Raw genomic sequence first — 20,776 nt, forward strand, 5'->3', positions numbered from 1 at the left:
CGGGCTTCCTTTATACAAGCTGCCAGTCTGGCACTACGAGTTTCGGGTTCACTTTCTTGAGTTGTGCCGTCACCTGCGCGCGGATACGTTCCAGCGCTTCATCGCTCTCCGCCTCGAAGCGCAGCGTCAGCGCGGCACTGGTGTTGGAGGCGCGCACCAGGCCCCAGCCGTCGGCGTATTCGATACGCAGGCCGTCGGTGGTGTTGATATCGGCATCGCCGAAATCGCCCTGCTCCCTCAGTTTTTCGATGACCGCGAACTTCTCGCTCTCGTCCGCCGGCAGCAGTATCTCCGGGGTGCTGACCATCTGCGGCAGTGAATCCAGCAGCTCGTCCAGGCTCTGCTCGCGCAGCGCCATGATTTCGAGGATGCGCGCGGCGGCGTAGATGCCGTCGTCGAAGCCGAACCAGCGGTCCTTGATAAAGATGTGCCCGGACAACTCGCCGCCGAGTATGGCCTTTGTCTCCAGCATTTTTGTCTTCATCGGCGCGTGGCCGGTTTTCCACATGACCGGACGTCCGCCGTACTGGTTGACCAACTGCGCCAGCGCGCGGCTGCTCTTGACGTCGAAGACGATATTCTCGCCCGGGTTGCGCGCGAGTATGTCGCGGGCCAGCAGCATTACCAGCTGGTCCGCCCAGGCGATGCGCCCGGAGGCGGAGACCAGGGTCACGCGGTCGCCGTCGCCGTCCAGCGCCACGCCCAGATCGGCGCCGGTTTCCGCGACCTTGTCGATCAGCGCCTGCAGGTTTTCCGGGCGCGACGGATCCGGGGCGTGGTTGGGGAAGTTGCCGTCTATCTCGCAGAAGAGCGGCGTCACCGCGCAGCCGAGCTGTTCGAACAGCCGCGGCGCCAGCAGTGAAGTGGCGCCGTTGCCGGCATCCACGACCAGATGCGGCTGCCCGGCGAGGGCCACGTCGTTGAAGATCTCGTCGATATAGGTGTTGCGGATATCCTGCTCGCGGTTGCTGCCCTGGCCGCTCTTGAAGGGGCCCTTCTGCATCAACAGGTGCAGCCGTTGCAGCTTGTCCTCCGCCAGCGGGCGGCCCTTCATCACTATCTTGAAGCCGTTGTATTCGGCGGGGTTGTGGCTCGCGGTCACCATAACCCCGCTGCTGGTGTTCTTGCCCTTGGCGCAGGCGTAGTAGAGCAGCGGTGACGGTACCAGCCCCAGGTTCACGCTGTTGCAGCCGCTGTCGATGATGCCTTCCACCAGGCAGTTGCTGAGCAGTTCGCTACTGTTGCGGCCATCGCGCCCCACCAGCAGTATCTCCTCGCCGGCGTGCAGGGCCAGGGTGCCGAGGGCGCGGCCGAGCTGGTAGGCGAAGGGCTCGTTGATCTCACTGCCGGCGATACCGCGAATATCGTAGGCGCGGAATACCTGCCGGGGAAATTCCACCCCGACCTGCAGCTCGGACTTGCGCGGCATTTGGTTGTCTTCAGCCACCTCCTCGCCGGCGCTGGGCGCCGCCGCCACCGCCTGCAGGGCCGGCTCGCCTGTGCGCCCGGGCTGGAGTTCCGGGTAGTCGGAACTGCCGCGGGCCTTCGCCCCGCCCTGTGTTTTTTGTCCGCCGCGATCCCAGGGGGCCGGGATTTTGCGCGGCAGGAAGCGCAGCAGCAACAGGAGGGTGATCAGCAGGCCGATAGCCGCACCGATGTAGACCCAGTGCGCGGACAGGGCGTGTGCGCTGGCAAAGGCCGCCGAAGGGCTGAACTCCACCGTCAGGTAGCTGCCGTCCACGGTCGCGCTGGCCGCACTGCCGCTGCCCTGCCCCCCCTGCCACAGGGGCTGCGGCGGCGCGTCGGGGAATTTTTGTACCAGTCTGATCCGGCCACTATTGCTGTCGAGCTTTTTCAGCTCCGCTTCGAAGACGGAGAAGGGCTGGCTCACCAGCAACAACTGCCCGCCCAGATCCAGCGCGCTGTGCAGTTGCCAGCCGTTATCGCTGCCGGTGCGCAGGAACTCCACCGGCTGCCCACCTTCCTCGCCGCTGCGCTTGAGCAGATCCACCAGGGCGAAGTTCAGCGCGGGGTTTGCGCCGGCGCCCACGCGCACCTGGTCGGCGGTAAAGGCCTGGGCGGAGGCGCCCTCCGGCAGCGCGGCGCCGGTCAACAGCTCGGCGGCGGGCTTGTTTTGGCCCTGAATACGGCGCAACTGCCGCTCGCGGGTGGCGAGGTATTGCTGCAGCTCGGCGGCGTAGGCCTGCGCCTTCTGCTGTGCCGCCTGCTCCACCTGCGCAGCGCTGCGCGGTGCAATGATATTGCTCGCTATATAGTAGGCCCCGCCCAGCCAGGCGACGGTGGCCAGCAGGGCGGGCAACAGCAGGCCGCTGTGAAAGAGCGGCTGGCGATGGGCATCGTTGCGGGAAACCACGGGATTTTTATTAACCTTTTAACCTTTCCAGTAACGCGGGTTGTTATCGTTTCTGCGCTTGGGCGGCGACCATTTCTATCAGCCGTTCCGCGAGTTCGGTTTTCAGTGCCGGCGGCAGGGTTTTGCTGCCCGCGGCATCGATCACGGTGACGGCGTTGCGGTCGCTGTTGAAGCCGCTGTCCGCGGCGCTGACATCGTTGGCGATGATCATGTCGAGTTTTTTGCGCGCCAGCTTGCCCCGGGCGTGCTCCATGACCTTTTCCGTCTCCGCGGCAAAGCCGACGGTGAAGGGGCGCCTCTCGCTGCGCGCGGCGATTGCGGCGACTATGTCGGGGTTCTTGACCAGTGCCAGTGTTTCTTCGCTGTTGTCGTCCCGCTTCTTGATCTTCTGCTGCGCGACCGTCGCCGGGCGGAAATCCGCTACCGCGGCGGCGGCGATAAAGATGTCGCACAGGTCGGCGGCGCGCTCGGCCGCGTCGCGCATCTCCAGGGCTCCGGTCACGTCCACGCGCTTGACGCCGGGGGGCGTCGGGAGGTTCACCGGGCCGGCGATCAGCGTCACCTCGGCACCGGCGCGCCGGGCTGCCGCGGCCAGAGCGAAGCCCATCTTGCCGGAGCTGTGGTTGCTCAGATAGCGCACCGGATCCAGCGCCTCGCGGGTGGGGCCGGCGGTGATGGCGACCCGCTTGCCGGCCAGTGACTGGCGCGGGCGGAACAGGGCTTCGGCCTCCTGCACCAGCGCGTCCGGCTCCAGCATGCGCCCGGGACCCACATCGCCGCAGGCCTGGGGGCCTCCGGCGGGGCCCCAGAGCAGGGCGCCGCGTTCCCGCAGCGTCTGCACATTGGCCGCGGTGGCGGCGTGGCGCCACATGGCCTGGTTCATCGCCGGCGCCAGCGCCAGCTTGGCCTCGCTGGCCAGGCACAGGGTGGTCAGCAGGTCGTCGGCGAGGCCACAGGCGAGTTTGGCCAGCACCTGGGCGCTGGCGGGGGCGATCAGGATCAGCTCGGCCCATTTGGCCAGTTCGATATGCCCCATGGCCGCCTCGGCGGCCGGGTCCAGCAGATCCGTGTGCACCGGGTTGCCGGACAGCGCCTGGTAGGTCAGCGGCTTGACGAACTCCTGGGCGCCGGCGGTCATGACCACCCGCACCTCGGCGCCGCGCTCCTTGAGACGGCGCACCAGGTCGGCGCTCTTGTAGGCGGCGATACCGCCGCTGATACCCAGCAGTATGCGTTTGTCGGCCAGGGAGGACATAGGCGCTGTACCCGAGACAGTGTTTCCGAAATTGGGAGAGCGGGTAAGATTAGCATTTCTGCGCCTGTTCAATAAGGCAATAGCCGATTGGCATACAAACTTCAGGGAGGAAGGGATGCGGATCAAGGACTGGCCGGCGGCGGAGCGGCCGCGGGAGAAATTGCTCGAGCGGGGCGCCGGGGCCCTGTCGGATGCGGAGCTGCTGGCGATCTTCCTGCGCACCGGGGTGGCCGGCATGTCGGCGGTGGATCTGGCGCGCCAGCTGCTGGCGGATTTCGGCAGCCTGCGCCAGCTGCTGGAGGCGAGCCGCGAGGACTTCTGCGCCGGCCGCGGCCTCGGCGACGCCAAATACGTGCAATTGCAGGCGGTACTGGAAATGGCCCGGCGCCACCTGGCGGAGACGCTGCGGCGCAGCGATGCGCTGTGCAGCCCCGGCGCGGTGCGCGACTACCTGTCCGCGCAGCTGCGCCACCGCCGGCGCGAGGTCTTCTGCTGCCTGTACTTGGACAGCCAGCACCGGGTGATCGCCTTCGAGGAGCTGTTCGAGGGCACCCTCAACGCCGCCAGCGTCTATCCCCGCGAGGTAGTGCAGGTGGCCCTGCAGAAGGGCGCCGCCGCGGTGATCCTGGCCCACAACCACCCCTCCGGCGTCAGCGAGCCCAGCCAGGCGGATATCTGGATCACCGAGCGCCTGACCCAGGCGCTGGAACTGGTGGATATCAAGGTGCTCGACCATATGATCGTCGGCGAGGGTGCGGCGCTGTCTTTTGCCGAGCAGGGGCTGATTTAGCGCCGGCAATGGCGCTAAGACGCTGTGGCGGCCCTGATGCCGGTAGGCCTTTGCGGGACACGCCGTGAATCCATCCCTGGAGGCTTGTCGGCGAGGTCCCTCTCGCCGACAGTCCCGCGCCTACCGGCATCAGGGCCTCAGCATCTCGCTGGCTTTCCTCGAACGCCGATAATCGCTGTACAAAACTTGCCCCGCAGGGGCGCTTCTGGTATAAAACGCCGCTCTTTGCGGCCGGGCCAGATTCTGAACAGTTTCCGCCGCCGCCCAGGAACCGGATTAGAATCCCGAATTGATGTCCCCGCATCCCCTGACGCGGGCACGAGAGAGTTTTGAAGAGGCCAACAGATGTCCAAGGTATGTCAGGTAACCGGTAAGCGCCCGGTCACCGGTAACAATGTATCCCACGCCAAGAACCGCACCAAGCGCCGCTTTGTGCCCAACCTGCACAGCCACCGTTTCTGGGTAGAGTCCGAGAAGCGCTTCGTGAAGCTGCGGGTTTCCGCCAAAGGTATGCGCGTTATCGATAAGAAAGGTATCGATACCGTACTGAGCGAGCTGCGCGCCCGCGGCGAAAAAGTGTAACTGGCGGCGAGCCGCTGAGAGATCGGAGACAGAACAATGCGTGAGAAGATTCGTCTGAACAGCAGTGCCGGCACCGGCCACTTCTACACCACCACCAAGAACAAGCGCAACATGCCGGAAAAGATGGAGATCAAAAAGTACGATCCCGTCGTTCGCAAGCATGTGATGTACAAGGAAGGCAAAATCAAGTAATTGCCCTCCCTGAACGTTCGAAAAAGCCCGGTAAAAACCGGGCTTTTTTGTGGCTGGATGATCGGGGCTCGGATAAACAGCGTAAGCCAAATGCGAAGGCCCCGCAAGCAGCTACCGGCAGCGGCGTCGCCACTGAGCAAAAAACCAAGAACAAATGCCTGAACTACCAGAAGTAGAAACCACCCGCCGCGGTCTGGCCCCGCACCTGGAGGGCCATACAGTGCGCACGGCCAAAGTGCGCCAGCGCCAGCTGCGCTGGCCGGTGGAAAAAGACTTCGAGAAGCGCATCGCCGGCGCCGAGATCCTGCGCCTGGAGCGCCGCGCCAAATACCTGCTGGTGCACACGGATCGCGGCTGCGCCATCTGGCACCTGGGTATGTCCGGCAGCCTGCGCCTGGTGGGCCCGGAAGTCGCGGCGGGAAAGCACGACCATATCGACTGGGAACTGGATAGCGGTCTGATCCTGCGCTATCGAGATCCGCGCCGCTTCGGCGCCCTGCTGTGGACCGACGCCGATCCCGCCGCCCACGACCTGCTGGTCCACCTGGGCCCGGAACCCCTGTCGGAGGACTTTGACGGCGACTACCTGTTCGAGAAATCCCGCCGCCGCAGCCAGTCGGTGAAGACCTTTATCATGGACGGGCGCATCGTCGTCGGCGTCGGCAATATCTACGCGAGCGAATCCCTGTTTCTCGCCGGTATAGATCCCGCCAGGGCCGCCGGCTCCCTCTCCCGCGCCCGCTACGGGCGCCTGGCCGACGCCATCAAACAGGTGCTTGCGCGGGCCATAGAACAGGGCGGCACCACACTGCGCGACTTTATCGGCGGCGACGGCCAGCCCGGCTACTTCGCCCAGCAGCTCAATGTCTACGGCCGCGCCGGCCAGCCCTGCCCCAACTGCGGGCGCCCGGTGCGCGAGCTGGTGCTCGGCCAGCGCAACACCTTCTTCTGCAGGCGCTGCCAGCGCTGAGACGCCGCTGGGGGCGGCCGCCTCGCCACACTAGCATCACTGTGTCGCCAGCCCCGGAAGTCGAGGAGCCCTGCCGGCCCATGATCATGATGCTGCCCTTTGTCACCGCCTCCCTGTCGGCCTGGTACGCCTGGCGCGGCAAGCGCGGCGCCTGCACCGCCTGGTGGTGGGTCACCATGGGGATCTTTATCGCCTGGTGCTTCTATCACATGACGAGCCCGCTGAATATCTCCCTGTAGGAGGTGCGCCATGCTTTCGCTTCTCGGCCGCCACGCCCGCTGGCTGGACAGTCTGGCCCTGTTGGCGGTGAGCGCTACCCTCTGGTTCGCCTTCGCCTGGCAGCTGGTATTGAAGGAGCTGCCCTGCCCCCTGTGTCTGCTGCAGCGCGCCGCCTTCGCGATGGTCGGTATCGGCCTATTGATGAATCTGCGCTTCGGCACCCGGCCCCTGCACCAGGGCATAGTGCTGCTGTCCGCGCTGGCGGGCGTCGTCGCGTCCACGCGCCAGGTGCTGCTGCATATAGCGCCGGGCGATCCGGGGTTCGGCTCGCCCTTTCTCGGGCTGCACTTCTATACCTGGGCGCTGCTGGCTTTCCTCGCGCTGCTGCTCTACTGCGGGCTGATGCTGATGAGCGACACCACAGCCGGCAGCGCTGCCCCGCGCAGGCTGACGCCCCTGGCCCGTTTCGCCGCGCTGGCGTTCCTCTCCATCCTGCTGATCAATCTGGTCTCGACGACTCTGGAGTGCGGCCTGGGTCCCTGCCCGGACGACCCGACCCGCTACCTGTGGCTGCCGTAGCCGGCACCCTTTCTATACTTTGGGCAGAGTCTGGATCTGAGCCGCGGAGGGAATATGAAAATCGTCTGGCTGGTTTGCGCCGCCGCACTGCTGGCCGCCTGCGAACGCCCGGAGCCGGAGGCGGCCGGGCGGCGCGCGCCCGAGCCTTCCGTGGAGGCGGCGGCACCGCCCGCCGAGTCGCGCAGGCCCGAACCGCAACGTGAACTGCAGCAGGAGCCGCTGGAACTGCCCGGCGTGGAGCGGCTGCTGGACTTGCGCGCGGGGCGCAGCGCGGCGGACTATGTGCGGGCGGTGGAGACGTTTGTGCGCGACAATCCAGATCTGCAGGTGATCGTCGGCAAGGGCTGGGACGCGGCCGCCTTTGGCGCTGTGCCGCCGCACAAGGAGCAGCTGGACCAGGTGAACGACCTGATTCCCATCGTCCTCTTCTCCCGCGATCACCGGAGCGTCTGGACCAACTCGGAGGGGATCGCCGCGGCCGGTATCGACAGCGACACGCCGAATCCCGAGGGCGGTGTGATCGAAAAGGACGAAAACGGTATTGCGATCGGCGTGCTGCGCGGAGAGAGCGCGGTGCAACTGCTGGAAAGAATTATTCCGCGCTCAGGGGGAGGTCAGCTTCAGGCCGATGATACCCGCCACGATCAGACCGATACACGCTAGCCGCGGCAGCGCGGTGGACTCGGAGAAGAGCACTATACCGAGAATCGCCGTGCCCACCGCGCCGATACCGGTCCAGACCGCGTAGCCGGTGCCCACCGGAATCACCTTCAGCGCCTGGGCGAGAAAATAAAAGCTGCCGATCATCGCCAGTACCGTCAGGCTGCTGGCCAGCGGGCGGGTGAAGCCCTGGGTGTACTTCAGGCCCACGGCCCAGCCTATCTCCAGCAGCCCGGCAACAAACAGCAGGAACCAGGGGCTTGTCATTCCGGGCAACTCTCTACCGCCTAGCGTCGGTCCAGCGCCAGCCGGTCCTCGGCGCGGAAGGCCCACAACACCAGGCAGCCGGCAAAGATAATCAGCGATGGGTAGAAGAGCACATTGCTGCCCTCGAGCACCCAGCCCCAGGGATCTACGACGGACTGCCAGACCCCGAGCAGAGTCGCGCCGTTGATCAGTGTCTGCAGCGGATAGGTCCAGCGGCGCCAGAGCCCCAGTACCACCGCCAGCCCCAGGGCTATCTGTACCGCGCCGAAGACTTTCCACAGGGCGGGCGCGGTGATCAGGCCCAGGTAGAAACGCTCGGACACCGCCACCGCGTGGGCGACGTTCACCAGCTTGTCGAGGCCCCAGATCACCAGCAGCAGGCCGAGGCTGATTCGCAGCAGAAGCAGGGAATAGGCGCGCATGATTTTTCCTTGAATAAACCGGTTTACTTGCCGGCGGCACTGCCCTCGCGGCGCGGATCGGCGCCGCCGTGCAGGCGGCCGTCGATCAGTGCGATGGCGTGGATGCCGCTGTTCAGATCGCGTTGCACCACCTTATGTCCGAGTTCTTCCAGTTTTCTTACAGTATCCGCGCTGAAGAAGCCCGGCTCCAGCTCCACGCGCCCGCCGATGGCGCCGATATTGCCGGCCGCAATGGCCTCCGCAATCGGCGTGCCCAGCCCCAGGTGATAGAGGATGGTGCGCGCGGTGTAGTTGATAATCCGAGAGCCGCCGGGGGAGCCCACCAGCAGGCGCATGCTGCCGTCTTCGTTGAACACTATGGTCGGCGCCATCGAGGAGCGCGGGCGCTTGCCCGGCTGGATGCGGTTGGCCACCAGGGCGCCGTCGGCGTGCCTGGGGGTAAAGGAGAAGTCGGTCAGCTGGTTGTTGAGCAGGAAGCCCTTCACCAGCAGGCGCGAGCCGAATCCGGTTTCGATACTGGTGGTCATGCTGACGCCGTTGCCGTAGCGGTCGACGATGACCAGGTGGCTGGTGTTGGGCAGCTCCGGCGACTGGGCCATCAGCCTCTTCTGTGCGAAGGCCACCGGATCGCCGGGCACGGCCTCGGTGGCGGCGTCGGGGTCGATCAGTTCCGTGCGCTCGTTCAGGTAGCCGGCCGCGACCATGGACTCGCTCGGCACGGCGACAAAGTCCGCGTCCGCGGAATAGGTGTTGCGGTCCGCAAAGGCCAGCTCCGAGGCCTCGATAAACAGGTGTGTCAGTTCGCCGCTGCCGATTTCATAGTCGCGCAGCGGGAACTGCTGCAGCATGCCGAGGATCGCGCCCACGGTGGTGCCGCCGGAAGAGGGTGCGTTGGCGCCGCATACGCGGTACTCGAGAAAGGACGAACACAGTGGCTCGCGCACCTTGGCCCGATAGGAGGCCAGGTCCTCCTCGGTGAGCAGGCCCGGGTTGAGGGGATCCCCGGTGACGGCTTCGACGATGGCCGCGGCGATTTCGCCCTTGTAGAAGGCGTCGGCGCCGCCCTCGGCGATCGCCCGCAGTGTGCGCGCGTATTCGGGGTTTTTCAGCCGGTGCCCCACCGGCAGCGGCTCGCCCTCGGCATCGAAAAAGTAATCGCGGATCGCCGGGCGCGCGGCCACCTGCGGCAGTCGCGCCAGCAGCTGGTGCAGGCGCGGCGAGATCGCGAAGCCGGACTCCGCCAGTTCTATCGCGGGCTGGAACAGGCTCTTCCAGGGCAGGCGGCCGTCGCGCCTGTGCGCCAGCTCCAGCATGCGCACCACGCCGGGCACACCCACCGAGTAGCCGCCGATCACCGCCTGCAGGAACGGGCGCGGCCCGCCGTCGACCATAAAGTAGTCTTCATCCACGCCCGCCGGCGCCGTCTCGCGGCCGTCGTAGTACTGCAGCTGCTTGCGCGCCGCGTCGTAGCTGAGCATAAAGGCGCCGCCGCCGATGCCGGAGGACTGCGGTTCCACCAGTCCCAGCACCAGCTGCGCGGCGATGGCCGCGTCCACGGCGCTGCCGCCGCGGGCCAGAATCTGTACCGCGGCGCGGGTCGCGTGCGGATTGGCGGTAACCGCCATATATTCGCTGGCGGTTGCGGACTTGATCTGGCCGCGGCCGGTGGCGACTTCCGGCTGCACTTCTTCGGCGATGGCCGGCGTCAGGGCGATGGAAAATGCGAGCAGGGCGGATTGAAGGTAGCGCACGAAACACCCCGTGAACTTTGGGTAAATCCGCCCGAGTGTATCAAATTTCGCCAGTGTTCGAATCAGGCGAACTTTTCCTCGAGGGCCCGCTGCACTTCGGGGGGAACGAATTTGGTCACGTCGCCGCCGAGGGAGGCGATCTCGCGCACCAGGGAGGAGGAGATGTAGGACAGGTGCTCCGCCGGGGTCAGGAACAGGCTCTCCATGTTCGGCGCCAGCTGGCGGTTCATATTGGCGAGCTGGAACTCGTACTCGAAGTCGGACACGGCGCGCAGGCCGCGCAGTACGCCGTAGGCGTCTACTTGACGCACCAGGTCGGCGAGCAGGATATCGAAGCCGATCACTTCCACATTCGGCAGGTGCCCCAACACCTTCTGCGCCAGCTCCACCCGCTCGTCCAGTGTGAACAGCGGGTTCTTGCGCGTGCTGGCCGCCACCGCCACGATCACATGGTCAAACAGCCGGCAGGCCCGCTCCACCAGGTCCATATGGCCGTTGGTGATGGGGTCGAAGGTTCCGGGGTAGACGACTTTTTTCATAAGTCAGGGCTCAATGCGGGCCGAACGGGACGCGCATGGTAAACAATTTGCCCCACAGGCTCAAAATCGCGGGATAGACGCCGGTGTCGGCTCAGCAGGTAAGAGCGGCACAGGGATGTGCCGCCATTGGCCGCAGGCCAATGCGAGCGGCCGGCAAGCCAGCGAGTCCGCGCACTCGCGCCAGCCTTGCGGGCTCGCGACGAGCCGGAGAATTCAGGATGAATTCACCGGTTCAGTAGGTAAGAGCGGCACAGGGATGTGCCGCCCGGGCATTGACAAGCCCCGCCCCTTTCCCAATCAGGCGCGGTGGCGGCGAAGCACTAGGACGAGTATTTCGAAACGCTGTGAATACATCCCTGTACGCTCCGGCGGCGACGTCCTGTCGCCGACGGTTCGAAATACTCGTCCTAGCACTTCGCCTTCAAATCTTACTGCAGAGCTTTGCCATTGGCCGCAGGCCAATGCGAGCGGCCGGCAAGCCAGCGAGTCCGCGCACTCGCGCCAGCCTTGCGGGCCGCGACGAGCCGGAGAATTCAGGATGAATTCACCGGCTCAGCAGGTAAGAGCGGCACAGGGATGTGCCGCCATTGGCCGCAGGCCAATGCGAGCGGCCGGCAAGCCAGCGAGTCCGCGCACTCGCGTCAGCCTTGCGGGCCGCGACGAGCCGGAGAATTCAGGATGAATTCACCGGCTCAGCAGGTAAAAAGCCGCATACACACCTGCCCCGCCCGCTTCTCCTTCTGCAGCTGCCAGCCGTCCGGAGTCTCGATGGGTTTGTCGCGCGGCGTCTCCACATAGACCAGCGCGCCCTCCGCCAGATGGTCCGCCAGCGCGCTCAGGGACTGCTGCCACAGGTCGCCGGCGAAGGGCGGGTCCACAAAGACGATATCGTAGCGGCCCTGCGCCCGCGCGAGGAAATCGGCGGCGCCGCAGTGGTGCACCCGGCCCCCTTCCGCGCCGAGCAGCCGCAGTTGCTCTGTCAGCGTCTGCGCCGCGCTGCGGTTCAGCTCGACGAAATCCACCTCCGCTGCGCCGCGGGACAGGGCCTCCAGGCCCAGCGCGCCGGAGCCGGCGAACAGGTCCAGGCAGCGGGCGCCGGGCAGGTGGAACTGCAGCCAGTTGAACAGCGTCTCGCGCAGCCGGTCGCCGGTGGGGCGCAGCCCCTCTAGCGGGGCGAAGCGCAGTTTGCGCCCGCGCCAGCGGCCGCCGATGATGCGCAGCTGGGACAGGGGTTGCGGGGCGCTTGTGCGCGGGGAGCGTCTGGCCAAGGTAATTCTCTACTGGGGGCTTGAGCGGTGCTAAGATTAGCGCCTTTCTGCAAGCGGTACACCCGGACTCAAGAATGATCTTTGACTTCCTGCGCAAGAAGAAGCCCAAGCCCGAAGAAGCCGAACCCGATCAGGCGGCGCCTGAATCGGAGCCCGCGGCACCTGAGCCGGCGGAGGCGCCCGCCGCCGCCGAGGCGGAGCCGGCTGCGGAAAGCGCGCCCGAGCCCGCCGCCGCGGCGCCGGCAGAGGTGGAGAAGGAGAAGCCGGCAAAGAAAGAGGGTTTCTTCGCCCGCATCCGCCGCGGCCTCAGCCGCACCAGCAGCCAGTTCGCCGAGGGGATGGGCAACCTGTTCCTCGGCGCCAAGGAGATCGACGAGGAGCTGCTGGAGGAACTGGAGACACAACTGCTGATGGCGGACGTGGGCGTCGAGGCCACCAGCGAAATCGTAGAGCGTCTGACCGACCGCGTTTCCCGCCGCGAACTGGCGGATGGCGACGCCCTCTACCGGGCGCTGCAGCAGGAGCTGGCGGAGCTGCTCGACGCGGTGGAGGCGCCGCTGGCCGTAGACTGCGCCAAGAAGCCCTTCGTGATTCTGGTCGTCGGTGTCAACGGCGTCGGCAAGACCACCACCATCGGCAAGCTGGCGCACCGCTTCCTCGGCGAGGGCAAGTCGGTGATGCTGGCGGCCGGCGACACCTTCCGCGCCGCGGCGGTGGAGCAGCTGCAGGTCTGGGGTCAGCGCCACGGGGTGCCGGTGGTGGCCCAGCACACCGGCGCCGACAGCGCTTCGGTCATCTTCGACGCGGTGCAGTCGGCCCAGGCCAGGGGTGTCGACGTGGTGATTGCCGACACCGCCGGGCGCCTGCACACCAAGTCCAACCTGATGGAGGAACTGGCCAAGGTGCGCCGGGTCATGGGCAAGCTGGATCCCTCGGCGCCCCACGAGGTGCTGCTGGTGCTGGACGCCGGCACCGGACAGAACGCCATCAGCCAGGCGGAGCAGTTCCGCGACGCAGCCGGTGTCACCGGTCTGGTGCTGACCAAGCTGGACGGCACCGCCAAGGGCGGTGTGATCTTTGCCCTGGCGCGCAGGTTCGGCATTCCGGTACGCTTTATCGGTGTCGGCGAGCAGGCCGATGACCTGCAGCCGTTTGTGGCGAAGGACTTTGTCGCGGCGCTCTTCGGTCGCGAACCGAGCTGATTTCCAACTCTGTGCAGGGGCGGCCAACGGCCGCTCCTACAGTGAATAACAACAAAAATATTGCCCCGATGATCACCTTCGACAACGTCAACAAACGCTACGAATCCGGCCAGGATGCCCTGGTGCGCGTCAGCCTGGAGATCGAGCGCGGCGATATGGTGTTCCTGACCGGGCACTCCGGCGCCGGCAAGAGCACGCTGCTGAAGCTGCTCACCGCGATAGAGCGCCCCACCCGCGGCAGCATTCTGGTCGCCGGGCAGAACCTGAACCGGCTGCGCAACGGCCAGATCCCCTACTACCGCCGCAATCTCGGCATCGTATTCCAGAACCACCAGCTGCTGTTCGACCGCAGCGTCTTCGACAATGTGGCCCTGCCGCTGGCGGTGTCCGGCTGCAGCAGGCGCGAAGTCGGCCGCCGCGTGCGCGCGGCGCTGGACAAGGTGGGCCTGCTGCACAAGGAGAAGCAGAACCCGATAGTGCTGTCCGGCGGCGAGCAGCAGCGCGTCGGTATCGCCCGCGCGGTGGTGAACAAACCGGCGATACTGGTGGCCGACGAGCCCACCGGCAACCTGGATCCGCAGCTGTCGGCGGAAATCATGCGCCTGTTCGCCGAGTTCAATGCGGTGGGCGTCACCGTGCTGGTGGCCAGCCACGATCTGGAACTGATCGCGCGCATGCAGCGCCGGGTGCTGACCCTGCAGGCCGGTCAATTGATCTACGACGGAATCCCGAGCCGTGAAACAGCCAGCGTATAAATCGCCGCAGTCGCCCCGCAGAGCGCAGAGACCCGAGCCAAAAGCCCAGCGCGGCGCCGGCGCCGTGGCCGCGCGCACCGGCTTCGGCGACCGCTGGCGCAGCTGGCTCGGCCACCACCGGGAGATGGCCGCGGAGTCTCTGCGCCGCTTCTTCGCCACTCCGCTCGCCAGCGCCATGACCGCGCTGGTGATCGCGATCGCGCTGGCCCTGCCGGCGGCGCTGCAGCTGGGGCTGATGAATCTCCAGCGCGCGCTGGCGGGCTGGGACGGCCAGCCGCAGATCTCGGTGTTCCTGCACAAGGGTGCCCGCGAGGCCGCGGTGCAGTCCTTCGCCGACAGCCTGCGCGCGAACCCGGCCATCGCCGAGGTCACCTATATCTCGCCGGAACAGGCGCTGGCGGAATTCCAGCAGGCCTCGGGTCTCGGCGACGCGCTGGCCGGACTCGACAGCAACCCGCTGCCGGCGGTCTTGCTGCTGCGCCCGCGGGATATCTCCGGCGAGCGGCTGCAGAGCCTGGCGCGCGAGCTGCGCGACAGCGCGCTGACCGACTCGGTGGTGCTGGATATGGCCTGGGTGCAGCGCCTGGCGCAGCTGACCGAACTGGGGCGGCGCCTGTCCGCCGGCCTGGCGCTGCTGCTGGCGCTGGGGGTGCTGCTGGTGGTGGTCAACACGATACGCCTGCATATCGAGAACCGCCGCGAAGAGATACTGGTGGTCAAGCTGGTGGGCGCCACAGACGCCTTCGTGCGCCGGCCCTTCCTGTACAGCGGCCTCTGTTACGGCTTTTTCGGCGGCCTGCTGGCCTGGCTTCTGGTGGCGCTCGGCGTCGCGCTGCTGTCGGGCCCGGTAGCCGGCCTGTCTTCCTCCTACGGCAGCGGTTACACGCTGCAGGGGCCCGGCCTGCGCTACCTGTTCGGCCTGACCGCCGGCGCCGCGCTGCTGGGGCTGCTCGGTGCCTGGCTGGCGGTGGCGCGGCATATCAGGGCGATAGAACCGCGCTGACCGGCCGGTCCGATAAAGAAGCGTAAAGAGCGCCCGAACGCGGAACCCGACCTGTGGATAACCCCTCTAAAGGTCCGGTTTTTCAAGGTGTTGGAACGGATTGCGGCATCGGCGTGCGGACTTCCTATTCCGTTTGCGCTAGTGCTACACTGACCCCGATTCCCGCCCGTCCCACAGACGGCGCGGCCGCCGGCGGTGCCGGCCATTGATTTGAGAGGAGAGATCTACATGGGAACCAGCCTACAGCCAGCACAAGTGCTGTCTCCGGGCGCTAATCTGGGTGCCTACATCCAGACGGTCAGCAGCTTCGAGGTACTGACCGCCGAGGAGGAAAAGCGCCTGGCCGAAGACCTCTACTATCGTCAAGATCTGGACGCGGCGCGCCAGCTGGTGCTCTCGCACCTGCGCTTCGTGGTGCATATCGCCAAGTCCTACTCCGGCTACGGCCTGAACCAGGCGGACCTGATCCAGGAGGGCAACGTCGGCCTGATGAAGGCGGTCAAGCGCTTCAACCCCGAGAAGGGAGTGCGCCTGGTGTCCTTCGCGGTGCACTGGATCAAGGCCGAGATTCACGAATTCATCCTGCGCAACTGGCGCATCGTCAAGATCGCCACCACCAAGGCGCAGCGCAAGCTGTTCTTCAATCTGCGCGGGCAGAAGAAGAAGCTGGCCTGGCTCACCAACGAGGAGGCCAAGGCCGTGGCCGCGGACCTGAATGTCGACGTGGCCCAGGTGCACGAGATGGAGGGGCGCCTGGCCGCCCACGACGCCGCCTTCGATGCCGGTGTCGATGACGACGACGACAGCGCCTGGCAGGCGCCGGCCCACTACCTGGAGGACCGCCGCTACGACCCGGCCGCGCAACTGGAGCAGGACAACTGGCAGGAGACCAGCCTCAACAGCCTGGCCGCGGCGCTGGAGCAGCTGGACGACCGCAGCCGCGATATCATCCAGGCGCGCTGGCTGTCCGAGGAGAAGTCCACCCTGCACGAACTGGCGGACAAGTACGGCGTCTCCGCCGAGCGTATCCGCCAGCTGGAGAAAAACGCGATGAAGAAGGTGCGCGCCGTCATGGAAGCCTGACGGGGAGCAGCTTCACCTCCGGCAAAAACCGCGCACCCGCGCGGTTTTTTTATTGCGCGGAGCGCCGCCATGCCGCCATGTAGGAGCGGCCGCTGGCCGCGATCGGACTATTGGAAAACCCCGGCATCGTTCGCGGCCAACGGCCGCTGCTACAGGTGAAGGTCAAAAAGAACGACAATGGCAAAAATTTATTTACTGATCGCCGCCTTCCTCGGCGGAACCGGCGTTGTGCTCGGCGCCTTCGGCGCCCACGGCCTGCGCGGCCAAGTGGCGCAGAACCTGCTCGAGGCCTACAAGACCGGCGTTCACTACCAGATGCTCCACGCGCTGGCGCTGCTGGGTGTTGCGCTGCTGATGCAGCACTGGGGTGAAAAGACCGCGCTGCTGGCCAGCGGCGCCCTCTTCGCGCTGGGCGTGCTGCTGTTTTCCGGCAGTCTCTACGGCCTCACCTTTGGCGGCCCGCGCTGGCTGGGCCCGGTCACACCGCTGGGCGGGCTGATGATGATCGCCGGCTGGGCGGCGCTGTTTGTCGCCGCGCTGAATTTCTCCAGATAATTTCTACCCTTGTAGGAACGGCCGACGGCCGCTCCTGCAATAAAATTCGCAGCAGAGGTCGCGAATAATGCAAGAAGAGTCCCAGGAAGACTTTCCCTACCGCACCGAGTACAAGAAAAAGTCCATCCGCAGCTATGTGATCCGAGCCGGGCGTATGACCGAGGGGCAGCGCCGCGCCTTTGACAACTACTGGGGCCGCTACGGCCTGTCGCTGTTCGACGGGCCGCTGGACCCTCAGGCCGTATTCGGCCGCGCCGCGCCGCTGGTGCTGGAGATAGGCTTTGGTATGGGCGACTCGTTGCTGGCCATGGCCGAGGCGGAGCCGGACAAGGACTTTATCGGCATCGAAGTGCACCCGCCCGGTGTCGGCCGGCTGATCAACAATGCCGGCAAACTGGGTGTGGAAAATCTGCGCGTCTATATGGCCGATGCGGTGGATGTGTTGAACGACTGTATCGCCGACGCCTCGCTGGACCGCTTCCAGCTCTACTTCCCGGATCCCTGGCACAAGAAGAAACACCACAAGCGCCGCATAGTGCAGCCGGAGTTCGTGCGCCTGGTCTGCTCGAAGCTGAAACCCGGCGCTCTGCTGCATATGGCCACCGACTGGGAAAACTACGCCGAGCACATGCTGGAGGTACTGGAGGCGGAGGCGCAGCTGCAAAACACTGCGGGTGAAAAGCAGTATGCGCCGCGCCCGGATTTTCGCCCGGAGACGAAATTCGAGCGCCGCGGCCAGCGTCTCGGCCACGGCGTCTGGGACCTGCTCTACCGCCGCGTGTAGGCCTCCGCGGCGCGTTCACCCCCGCTTGTGCCGCGCCATTGTCTGCTATCTTCAATCCAATACAGCGCCGGCCATCGACCGGCGCCGGCCCTGGACGCGCAGTGGCGCCGCCATTTCAGGCGACAATCACCCCGGTGAAGGATCACCCGTTGGATTGCCGGGTTGAGAAAAGGACCTTCCGGAGCAGACAATGACAAACCGCCGCCCTTCCCCAGCGCTTATTTCCATCATATTGCTGTCACTCGGCCTGTGCGGCGCAGAGGCTTCCGCGGATGAGGAGGGAACCCTGACCCTGTATCTGAACGGCGGCCAGTACTGGTTCGACCGCGACCGCCTGGACGGCACCCCGTTCCAGGGGCTGGAGCTGCGGGACAGCACCGGCGGGGGCGGCGGTTTCGGTTTTATGATCACCGACCGCTGGGGCATGGAGGGCGCGCTCGACTACTTCAGCGTGAGTCTCAAGGACATCGACGACAAGGTCGATGTCTACAACTACCACCTGGATCTGCTGTATCAGTTCGGCGGCCGCTTCTGCGGCAACTATTGCTGGCAGCCCTATGTGGCCTTCGGCGCCGGTGAAATACGGACCGAGTTCGACGATTCCCCCGACGACCTGTTCAACTGGCACGACCGCCAGACGATGGTCAACCTCGGTCTCGGGGTCAAATACCGCCTCGGTCCGCGCTGGCAGGCGCGCGCCGATGCGCGCGCGTTTCAGGGGGTGGAGGAAGGTGGCCTGGACGGCTTCGTCAGCGTGGCTATCGGCTACCAGTGGATCGAGTACCCGGATGTGTGGCTGGATCTGGATGCGGACGGTATTCAGGACGGGGCGGACCAGTGCCCACAGACGCCCCCGGGTATCGGTGTGGGCGCCGACGGCTGCCCGATCGACTCGGATCGCGACGGTGTGCCCGACTATCTCGACCGCTGCCGGCACACCCCCTTTGGCACCGCTGTGAACGAGGACGGCTGCCCGCTATAGGGGAGAAGCCCGTGTTCGCTTGCCTGGTCGCCTGTGCGCAATCCGGCCGTCAGTTTCCCCGGGCCGCCTCCAGCTGTTCGGAAATCTCCAGCCACTGCATCTCCAGTGCCTCGAGCGTTTCGCGCTGCTGTGACTGCTCGCGGTTCAGGCGCGCTATCTCCTCCTGCTGGCCGCCCTGGTAGAGGCTTTCGTCGGCGAGCCTTTCCTCCAACTCGGCCAGTTTCTTTTCCGCGCGCGCCATCTGCTGTTCGACGCTCTTGAGTTTGTTGTTCAGCGGTTTCAGCTGCTCGCGCAGGGCCGCGGCGGCGCGGCGCTGGGACTTTTTGTCCTCGGCGGGCCCGGCGGTTGCGGAGGCGGGCTGCGCGGCTTTTTCGTCCCGCCTGCGCTCCCGGTTGAAACCCAGCAGCCACTGCTTGTAGTCCTCCAGATCGCCGGCGTAGGGCTCGGCGCGGCCGTCGGCCACCAGGATGAATTCGTCCGCGGTGTTGGCGAGCAGGTGGCGGTCGTGGGAGACCAGCACCAGGCTGCCGGGGAACTCCGCCAGCGCCAGGGTCAGCGCGTGGCGCATCTCCAGATCCAGGTGGTTGGTGGGTTCGTCGAGCAGCAGCAGGTTGGGCTTCTGCCAGGCCAGGATCGCCAGCGCCAGGCGCGCCTTCTCGCCGCCGGAGAAGCCCGCCACCCGCTCGAACACCCGGTCGCCGATAAAGCCGTAGCCGCCGAGAAAATCCCGCAGCGACTGTTCGCTCGCCTCGGGAGTCAGCCGCTGCAGGTGCAGCAGCGGCGAGGCGTTGCCGTCCAGCGCCTCCAGCTGGTGCTGGGCGAAGTAACCGATCGCCAGGTGTTCGCCGCACTGGCGCTCGCCGCGCAGCGGCGCCAGCTCGCCGGCCAGGGTCTTGATCAGCGACGACTTGCCGGCGCCGTTGGGCCCCAGCAGGCCGATGCGCCGCCCGGGCTGGATACCCAGCTGCACCCGCTCGACGACCGCGCGGCTGTTGCCGGCCTCGTCGATATAGCCGATATCCGCATCGCGCAGGTCGATGAGCGGGTCTGAGGTCTTGTCCGCGGCCGGCAGTGTAAAGCGAAACGGGGAGTCGACATGGGCGGGGGCGATGGTCGCCATGCGGTCCAGCGCCTTCAGGCGGCTCTGCGCCTGCTTGGCCTTGCTGGCCTTGGCGCGGAAGCGGCGCACGAAATCCTCCATATGCGCGCGCTCCGCCTGCTGCTTCTCGTACTGGGCCTGCTGCTGCGCCAGCCGCTCGGCGCGGGCGCGCTCGAAGGCGCTGTAGTTGCCGCTGTACAGGACCAGCTTCTGTTGCTCGAAGCTGACGATGCCCTCCACCACCGCGTCGAGAAAATCCCGGTCGTGGGAGATGATCAGCAGGGTGCCGGGGAAGCGCTGCAGCCACTGCTCCAGCCACAGGGTCGCATCCAGGTCCAGGTGGTTGGTGGGCTCGTCGAGCAGCATCAGGTCCGCCGGGCACATCAGCGCGCGGGCCAGGTTCAGGCGGATGCGCCAGCCGCCGGAAAAACTCCTGACCGGGCGGCTCTGCTCCGCGTGGGAGAAGCCGAGGCCGTCGAGCAGTTGTGCCGCGCGCGCCGGGCCCGAATAGCCGTCGATCGCGGCCATGCGCTCGTGCAGTTCCGCCAGCCTGTGGCCGTCCGTCTCACCGCCCGCCTCGGCGCGCTCCAATTGCTGCTGCAGCTGGCGCAGCTCGGCGTCGCCGTCCAGCACATAGTCCAGTGCGCTCTGTTCGCTGGCCGCCACCTCCTGCGCCATATGCGCGATGCGCCAGCCCGCGGGCACTTGCACCCGGCCGCTGTCGCTCTCCAGCTGTCCGAGCAGCAGTTTGAACAGGGTCGATTTGCCGCAGCCGTTGGCGCCGATGACGCCCACCTTGTGGCCGGGGAAGATGCGACAGTCCGCATGCTGCAGCAGTTCGCGCCCGCCCCGCTGCAGGGAGACGCCTTGCAAATTGATCAACGGAAATAACCTCTTGGACCCAGCTGGTGCTAGGCTATCCGATATAAAAACGCCGGAATTCTATCGTGTCGAAAAGCGCACCTCCATCTTCTCCCCTCGACAATCCCCTGTGGCGGTTCAGCCTGGATTTCTACGGCCGCGGCGATGTGGCGGCCTTCCTGCTCGACTGCCAGGACCGGAAGGGGGCGGATGTGTGCCTGCTGTTGTGGGCCAGCTACGTCAGCGCCTGTGGCCGCCAACTGAGCGAGGAGAGCTGGCGCGTGGCCGACCGCGGCCTGGCGCCCCGGCGGCGCATGATCTCGAGCCTGCGCCGCCTGCGCCGCTGGCTCGGGCGCATGCGCCCGCGCACCCGTCGGGTGTACGAATTCTGCAAGCGCTATGAGCAGAAACTGGAGCAGCGCCAGCTGGCGGCGCTGTGGAAGCTGCACAGCGAGGGCTGGCCGGAAGACCGCTCGGCGCTGGAGCTGGCGGGGCAGCAATACGGGCTGCTGCAAAAAGATCAGGCCCGCTGGGCGGGCCTGATCGAGAGTTACAAAGCTGGAGTCAACAGGCCCTAGGGCCCG

Annotated in this window: 23 protein-coding genes; 15 read left to right on the top strand and 8 right to left on the bottom strand. The window is 66.3% G+C overall.

What is annotated here, in order from left to right:
- Positions 1-10: 10 nt before the first annotated feature.
- Both ACXAF3_RS01265 and coaBC read right to left on the bottom strand, forming a co-directional pair.
- On the bottom strand, positions 11-2,374 hold the full coding sequence (locus tag ACXAF3_RS01265) for a phosphomannomutase/phosphoglucomutase (protein WP_475110486.1): 2,364 nt from the start codon (positions 2,372-2,374) through the stop codon (positions 11-13).
- Between the two features lie 43 nt (positions 2,375-2,417).
- Positions 2,418-3,629, bottom strand: a complete 1,212-nt coding sequence (gene coaBC / locus ACXAF3_RS01270; protein ID WP_475110487.1) for a bifunctional phosphopantothenoylcysteine decarboxylase/phosphopantothenate--cysteine ligase CoaBC — start codon at positions 3,627-3,629, stop codon at positions 2,418-2,420.
- Between the two features lie 115 nt (positions 3,630-3,744).
- Here coaBC and radC point away from each other — a divergent pair, with 115 nt between their 5' ends.
- The 7 genes from radC (at position 3,745) to ACXAF3_RS01305 (ending at position 7,624) form a co-directional block, all read left to right on the top strand.
- Complete coding sequence (gene radC / locus ACXAF3_RS01275) at positions 3,745-4,419, top strand: RadC family protein (RefSeq protein WP_475110488.1); 675 nt, start codon at positions 3,745-3,747, stop codon at positions 4,417-4,419.
- A 345-nt stretch (positions 4,420-4,764) separates the two neighbouring features.
- The gene (gene rpmB / locus ACXAF3_RS01280) at positions 4,765-5,001 is read left to right on the top strand and encodes a 50S ribosomal protein L28 (RefSeq protein WP_067083837.1); all 237 of its coding nucleotides are present in this window, start codon (positions 4,765-4,767) and stop codon (positions 4,999-5,001) included.
- A 36-nt stretch (positions 5,002-5,037) separates the two neighbouring features.
- Positions 5,038-5,193, top strand: coding sequence for a 50S ribosomal protein L33 (rpmG, locus tag ACXAF3_RS01285; RefSeq protein ID WP_020413983.1), 156 nt, complete (start codon positions 5,038-5,040; stop codon positions 5,191-5,193).
- A gap of 154 nt (positions 5,194-5,347) precedes the next feature.
- Positions 5,348-6,163: a bifunctional DNA-formamidopyrimidine glycosylase/DNA-(apurinic or apyrimidinic site) lyase gene (gene mutM / locus ACXAF3_RS01290; RefSeq protein ID WP_475110489.1), complete on the top strand. Its 816-nt coding sequence runs from the start codon at positions 5,348-5,350 to the stop codon at positions 6,161-6,163.
- A gap of 80 nt (positions 6,164-6,243) precedes the next feature.
- Positions 6,244-6,402, top strand: a complete 159-nt coding sequence (locus tag ACXAF3_RS01295) for a DUF5993 family protein (RefSeq protein WP_475110490.1) — start codon at positions 6,244-6,246, stop codon at positions 6,400-6,402.
- 10 nt (positions 6,403-6,412) lie between these two features.
- On the top strand, positions 6,413-6,961 hold the full coding sequence (locus tag ACXAF3_RS01300; RefSeq protein ID WP_475110491.1) for a disulfide bond formation protein B: 549 nt from the start codon (positions 6,413-6,415) through the stop codon (positions 6,959-6,961).
- A 54-nt stretch (positions 6,962-7,015) separates the two neighbouring features.
- The gene (locus ACXAF3_RS01305; protein WP_475110492.1) at positions 7,016-7,624 is read left to right on the top strand and encodes an amidohydrolase family protein; all 609 of its coding nucleotides are present in this window, start codon (positions 7,016-7,018) and stop codon (positions 7,622-7,624) included.
- On the opposite strand, the gene sugE is transcribed toward ACXAF3_RS01305, so the two are convergent.
- The 5 genes from sugE to rsmD all read right to left on the bottom strand — a co-directional run bounded on the left by sugE (position 7,565) and on the right by rsmD (position 11,868).
- On the bottom strand, positions 7,565-7,888 hold the full coding sequence (sugE, locus tag ACXAF3_RS01310; RefSeq protein ID WP_475110493.1) for a quaternary ammonium compound efflux SMR transporter SugE: 324 nt from the start codon (positions 7,886-7,888) through the stop codon (positions 7,565-7,567). The genes ACXAF3_RS01305 and sugE overlap by 60 nt on opposite strands.
- Before the next feature lie 20 nt (positions 7,889-7,908).
- On the bottom strand, positions 7,909-8,310 hold the full coding sequence (locus ACXAF3_RS01315; RefSeq protein ID WP_475110494.1) for a DoxX family membrane protein: 402 nt from the start codon (positions 8,308-8,310) through the stop codon (positions 7,909-7,911).
- A 23-nt stretch (positions 8,311-8,333) separates the two neighbouring features.
- A complete protein-coding gene (ggt, locus tag ACXAF3_RS01320; RefSeq protein WP_475110495.1) occupies positions 8,334-10,061 on the bottom strand; it encodes a gamma-glutamyltransferase in 1,728 nt (575 codons plus the stop codon).
- Between the two features lie 62 nt (positions 10,062-10,123).
- On the bottom strand, positions 10,124-10,600 hold the full coding sequence (gene coaD / locus ACXAF3_RS01325) for a pantetheine-phosphate adenylyltransferase (RefSeq protein WP_475110496.1): 477 nt from the start codon (positions 10,598-10,600) through the stop codon (positions 10,124-10,126).
- Positions 10,601-11,292: 692 nt separating this feature from the next.
- Entirely contained in the window at positions 11,293-11,868 is a 576-nt protein-coding gene (rsmD, locus tag ACXAF3_RS01330; RefSeq protein WP_475110497.1) for a 16S rRNA (guanine(966)-N(2))-methyltransferase RsmD, read from the bottom strand.
- A gap of 74 nt (positions 11,869-11,942) precedes the next feature.
- On the opposite strand from rsmD, the gene ftsY reads away from it, so the two are divergent.
- The 7 genes from ftsY to ACXAF3_RS01365 all read left to right on the top strand — a co-directional run bounded on the left by ftsY (position 11,943) and on the right by ACXAF3_RS01365 (position 18,232).
- Positions 11,943-13,070, top strand: coding sequence for a signal recognition particle-docking protein FtsY (gene ftsY / locus ACXAF3_RS01335; protein WP_475110498.1), 1,128 nt, complete (start codon positions 11,943-11,945; stop codon positions 13,068-13,070).
- Between the two features lie 68 nt (positions 13,071-13,138).
- Complete coding sequence (ftsE, locus tag ACXAF3_RS01340; protein WP_475110578.1) at positions 13,139-13,825, top strand: cell division ATP-binding protein FtsE; 687 nt, start codon at positions 13,139-13,141, stop codon at positions 13,823-13,825.
- Positions 13,806-14,828: a permease-like cell division protein FtsX gene (gene ftsX / locus ACXAF3_RS01345; protein ID WP_475110499.1), complete on the top strand. Its 1,023-nt coding sequence runs from the start codon at positions 13,806-13,808 to the stop codon at positions 14,826-14,828. The genes ftsE and ftsX overlap by 20 nt, the downstream gene beginning before the upstream one ends.
- 228 nt (positions 14,829-15,056) lie before the next feature.
- Positions 15,057-15,911: an RNA polymerase sigma factor RpoH gene (gene rpoH / locus ACXAF3_RS01350; protein ID WP_475110500.1), complete on the top strand. Its 855-nt coding sequence runs from the start codon at positions 15,057-15,059 to the stop codon at positions 15,909-15,911.
- A 177-nt stretch (positions 15,912-16,088) separates the two neighbouring features.
- Complete coding sequence (locus tag ACXAF3_RS01355; RefSeq protein WP_475110501.1) at positions 16,089-16,466, top strand: DUF423 domain-containing protein; 378 nt, start codon at positions 16,089-16,091, stop codon at positions 16,464-16,466.
- A gap of 67 nt (positions 16,467-16,533) precedes the next feature.
- Entirely contained in the window at positions 16,534-17,250 is a 717-nt protein-coding gene (gene trmB, locus ACXAF3_RS01360) for a tRNA (guanosine(46)-N7)-methyltransferase TrmB (protein ID WP_475110502.1), read from the top strand.
- A 190-nt stretch (positions 17,251-17,440) separates the two neighbouring features.
- A complete protein-coding gene (locus ACXAF3_RS01365) occupies positions 17,441-18,232 on the top strand; it encodes an outer membrane beta-barrel protein (RefSeq protein ID WP_475110503.1) in 792 nt (263 codons plus the stop codon).
- 49 nt (positions 18,233-18,281) lie between these two features.
- Here ACXAF3_RS01365 and ACXAF3_RS01370 read toward each other — a convergent pair whose 3' ends face one another.
- Positions 18,282-20,213, bottom strand: coding sequence for an ATP-binding cassette domain-containing protein (locus tag ACXAF3_RS01370; protein WP_475110504.1), 1,932 nt, complete (start codon positions 20,211-20,213; stop codon positions 18,282-18,284).
- Between the two features lie 65 nt (positions 20,214-20,278).
- Between ACXAF3_RS01370 and ACXAF3_RS01375 the strand changes: the two genes are divergently transcribed.
- Complete coding sequence (locus ACXAF3_RS01375; RefSeq protein ID WP_475110505.1) at positions 20,279-20,770, top strand: TIGR02444 family protein; 492 nt, start codon at positions 20,279-20,281, stop codon at positions 20,768-20,770.
- The last annotated feature ends 6 nt before the right edge of the window (positions 20,771-20,776 follow it).

The organism is Microbulbifer sp. ABF4_143, from assembly GCF_056160225.1.

Excerpts from the sequence above, each read along its gene's own strand:
- ACXAF3_RS01365 (WP_475110503.1), top strand. The coding sequence starts at position 17,441 with ATGACAAACCGCCGCCCTTCCCCAGCGCTTATTTCCATCATATTGCTG.
- ACXAF3_RS01355 (WP_475110501.1), top strand. The coding sequence starts at position 16,089 with ATGGCAAAAATTTATTTACTGATCGCCGCCTTCCTCGGCGGAACCGGC.
- rpmG (WP_020413983.1), top strand. The coding sequence starts at position 5,038 with ATGCGTGAGAAGATTCGTCTGAACAGCAGTGCCGGCACCGGCCACTTC.
- ACXAF3_RS01295 (WP_475110490.1), top strand. The coding sequence starts at position 6,244 with ATGATCATGATGCTGCCCTTTGTCACCGCCTCCCTGTCGGCCTGGTAC.
- ACXAF3_RS01300 (WP_475110491.1), top strand. The coding sequence starts at position 6,413 with ATGCTTTCGCTTCTCGGCCGCCACGCCCGCTGGCTGGACAGTCTGGCC.
- rpoH (WP_475110500.1), top strand. The coding sequence starts at position 15,057 with ATGGGAACCAGCCTACAGCCAGCACAAGTGCTGTCTCCGGGCGCTAAT.
- ftsY (WP_475110498.1), top strand. The coding sequence starts at position 11,943 with ATGATCTTTGACTTCCTGCGCAAGAAGAAGCCCAAGCCCGAAGAAGCC.
- coaD (WP_475110496.1), bottom strand. The coding sequence starts at position 10,600 with ATGAAAAAAGTCGTCTACCCCGGAACCTTCGACCCCATCACCAACGGC.
- mutM (WP_475110489.1), top strand. The coding sequence starts at position 5,348 with ATGCCTGAACTACCAGAAGTAGAAACCACCCGCCGCGGTCTGGCCCCG.
- ACXAF3_RS01305 (WP_475110492.1), top strand. The coding sequence starts at position 7,016 with ATGAAAATCGTCTGGCTGGTTTGCGCCGCCGCACTGCTGGCCGCCTGC.
- sugE (WP_475110493.1), bottom strand. The coding sequence starts at position 7,888 with ATGACAAGCCCCTGGTTCCTGCTGTTTGTTGCCGGGCTGCTGGAGATA.
- radC (WP_475110488.1), top strand. The coding sequence starts at position 3,745 with ATGCGGATCAAGGACTGGCCGGCGGCGGAGCGGCCGCGGGAGAAATTG.
- coaBC (WP_475110487.1), bottom strand. The coding sequence starts at position 3,629 with ATGTCCTCCCTGGCCGACAAACGCATACTGCTGGGTATCAGCGGCGGT.
- ACXAF3_RS01315 (WP_475110494.1), bottom strand. The coding sequence starts at position 8,310 with ATGCGCGCCTATTCCCTGCTTCTGCTGCGAATCAGCCTCGGCCTGCTG.
- rpmB (WP_067083837.1), top strand. The coding sequence starts at position 4,765 with ATGTCCAAGGTATGTCAGGTAACCGGTAAGCGCCCGGTCACCGGTAAC.
- ftsE (WP_475110578.1), top strand. The coding sequence starts at position 13,139 with ATGATCACCTTCGACAACGTCAACAAACGCTACGAATCCGGCCAGGAT.
- trmB (WP_475110502.1), top strand. The coding sequence starts at position 16,534 with ATGCAAGAAGAGTCCCAGGAAGACTTTCCCTACCGCACCGAGTACAAG.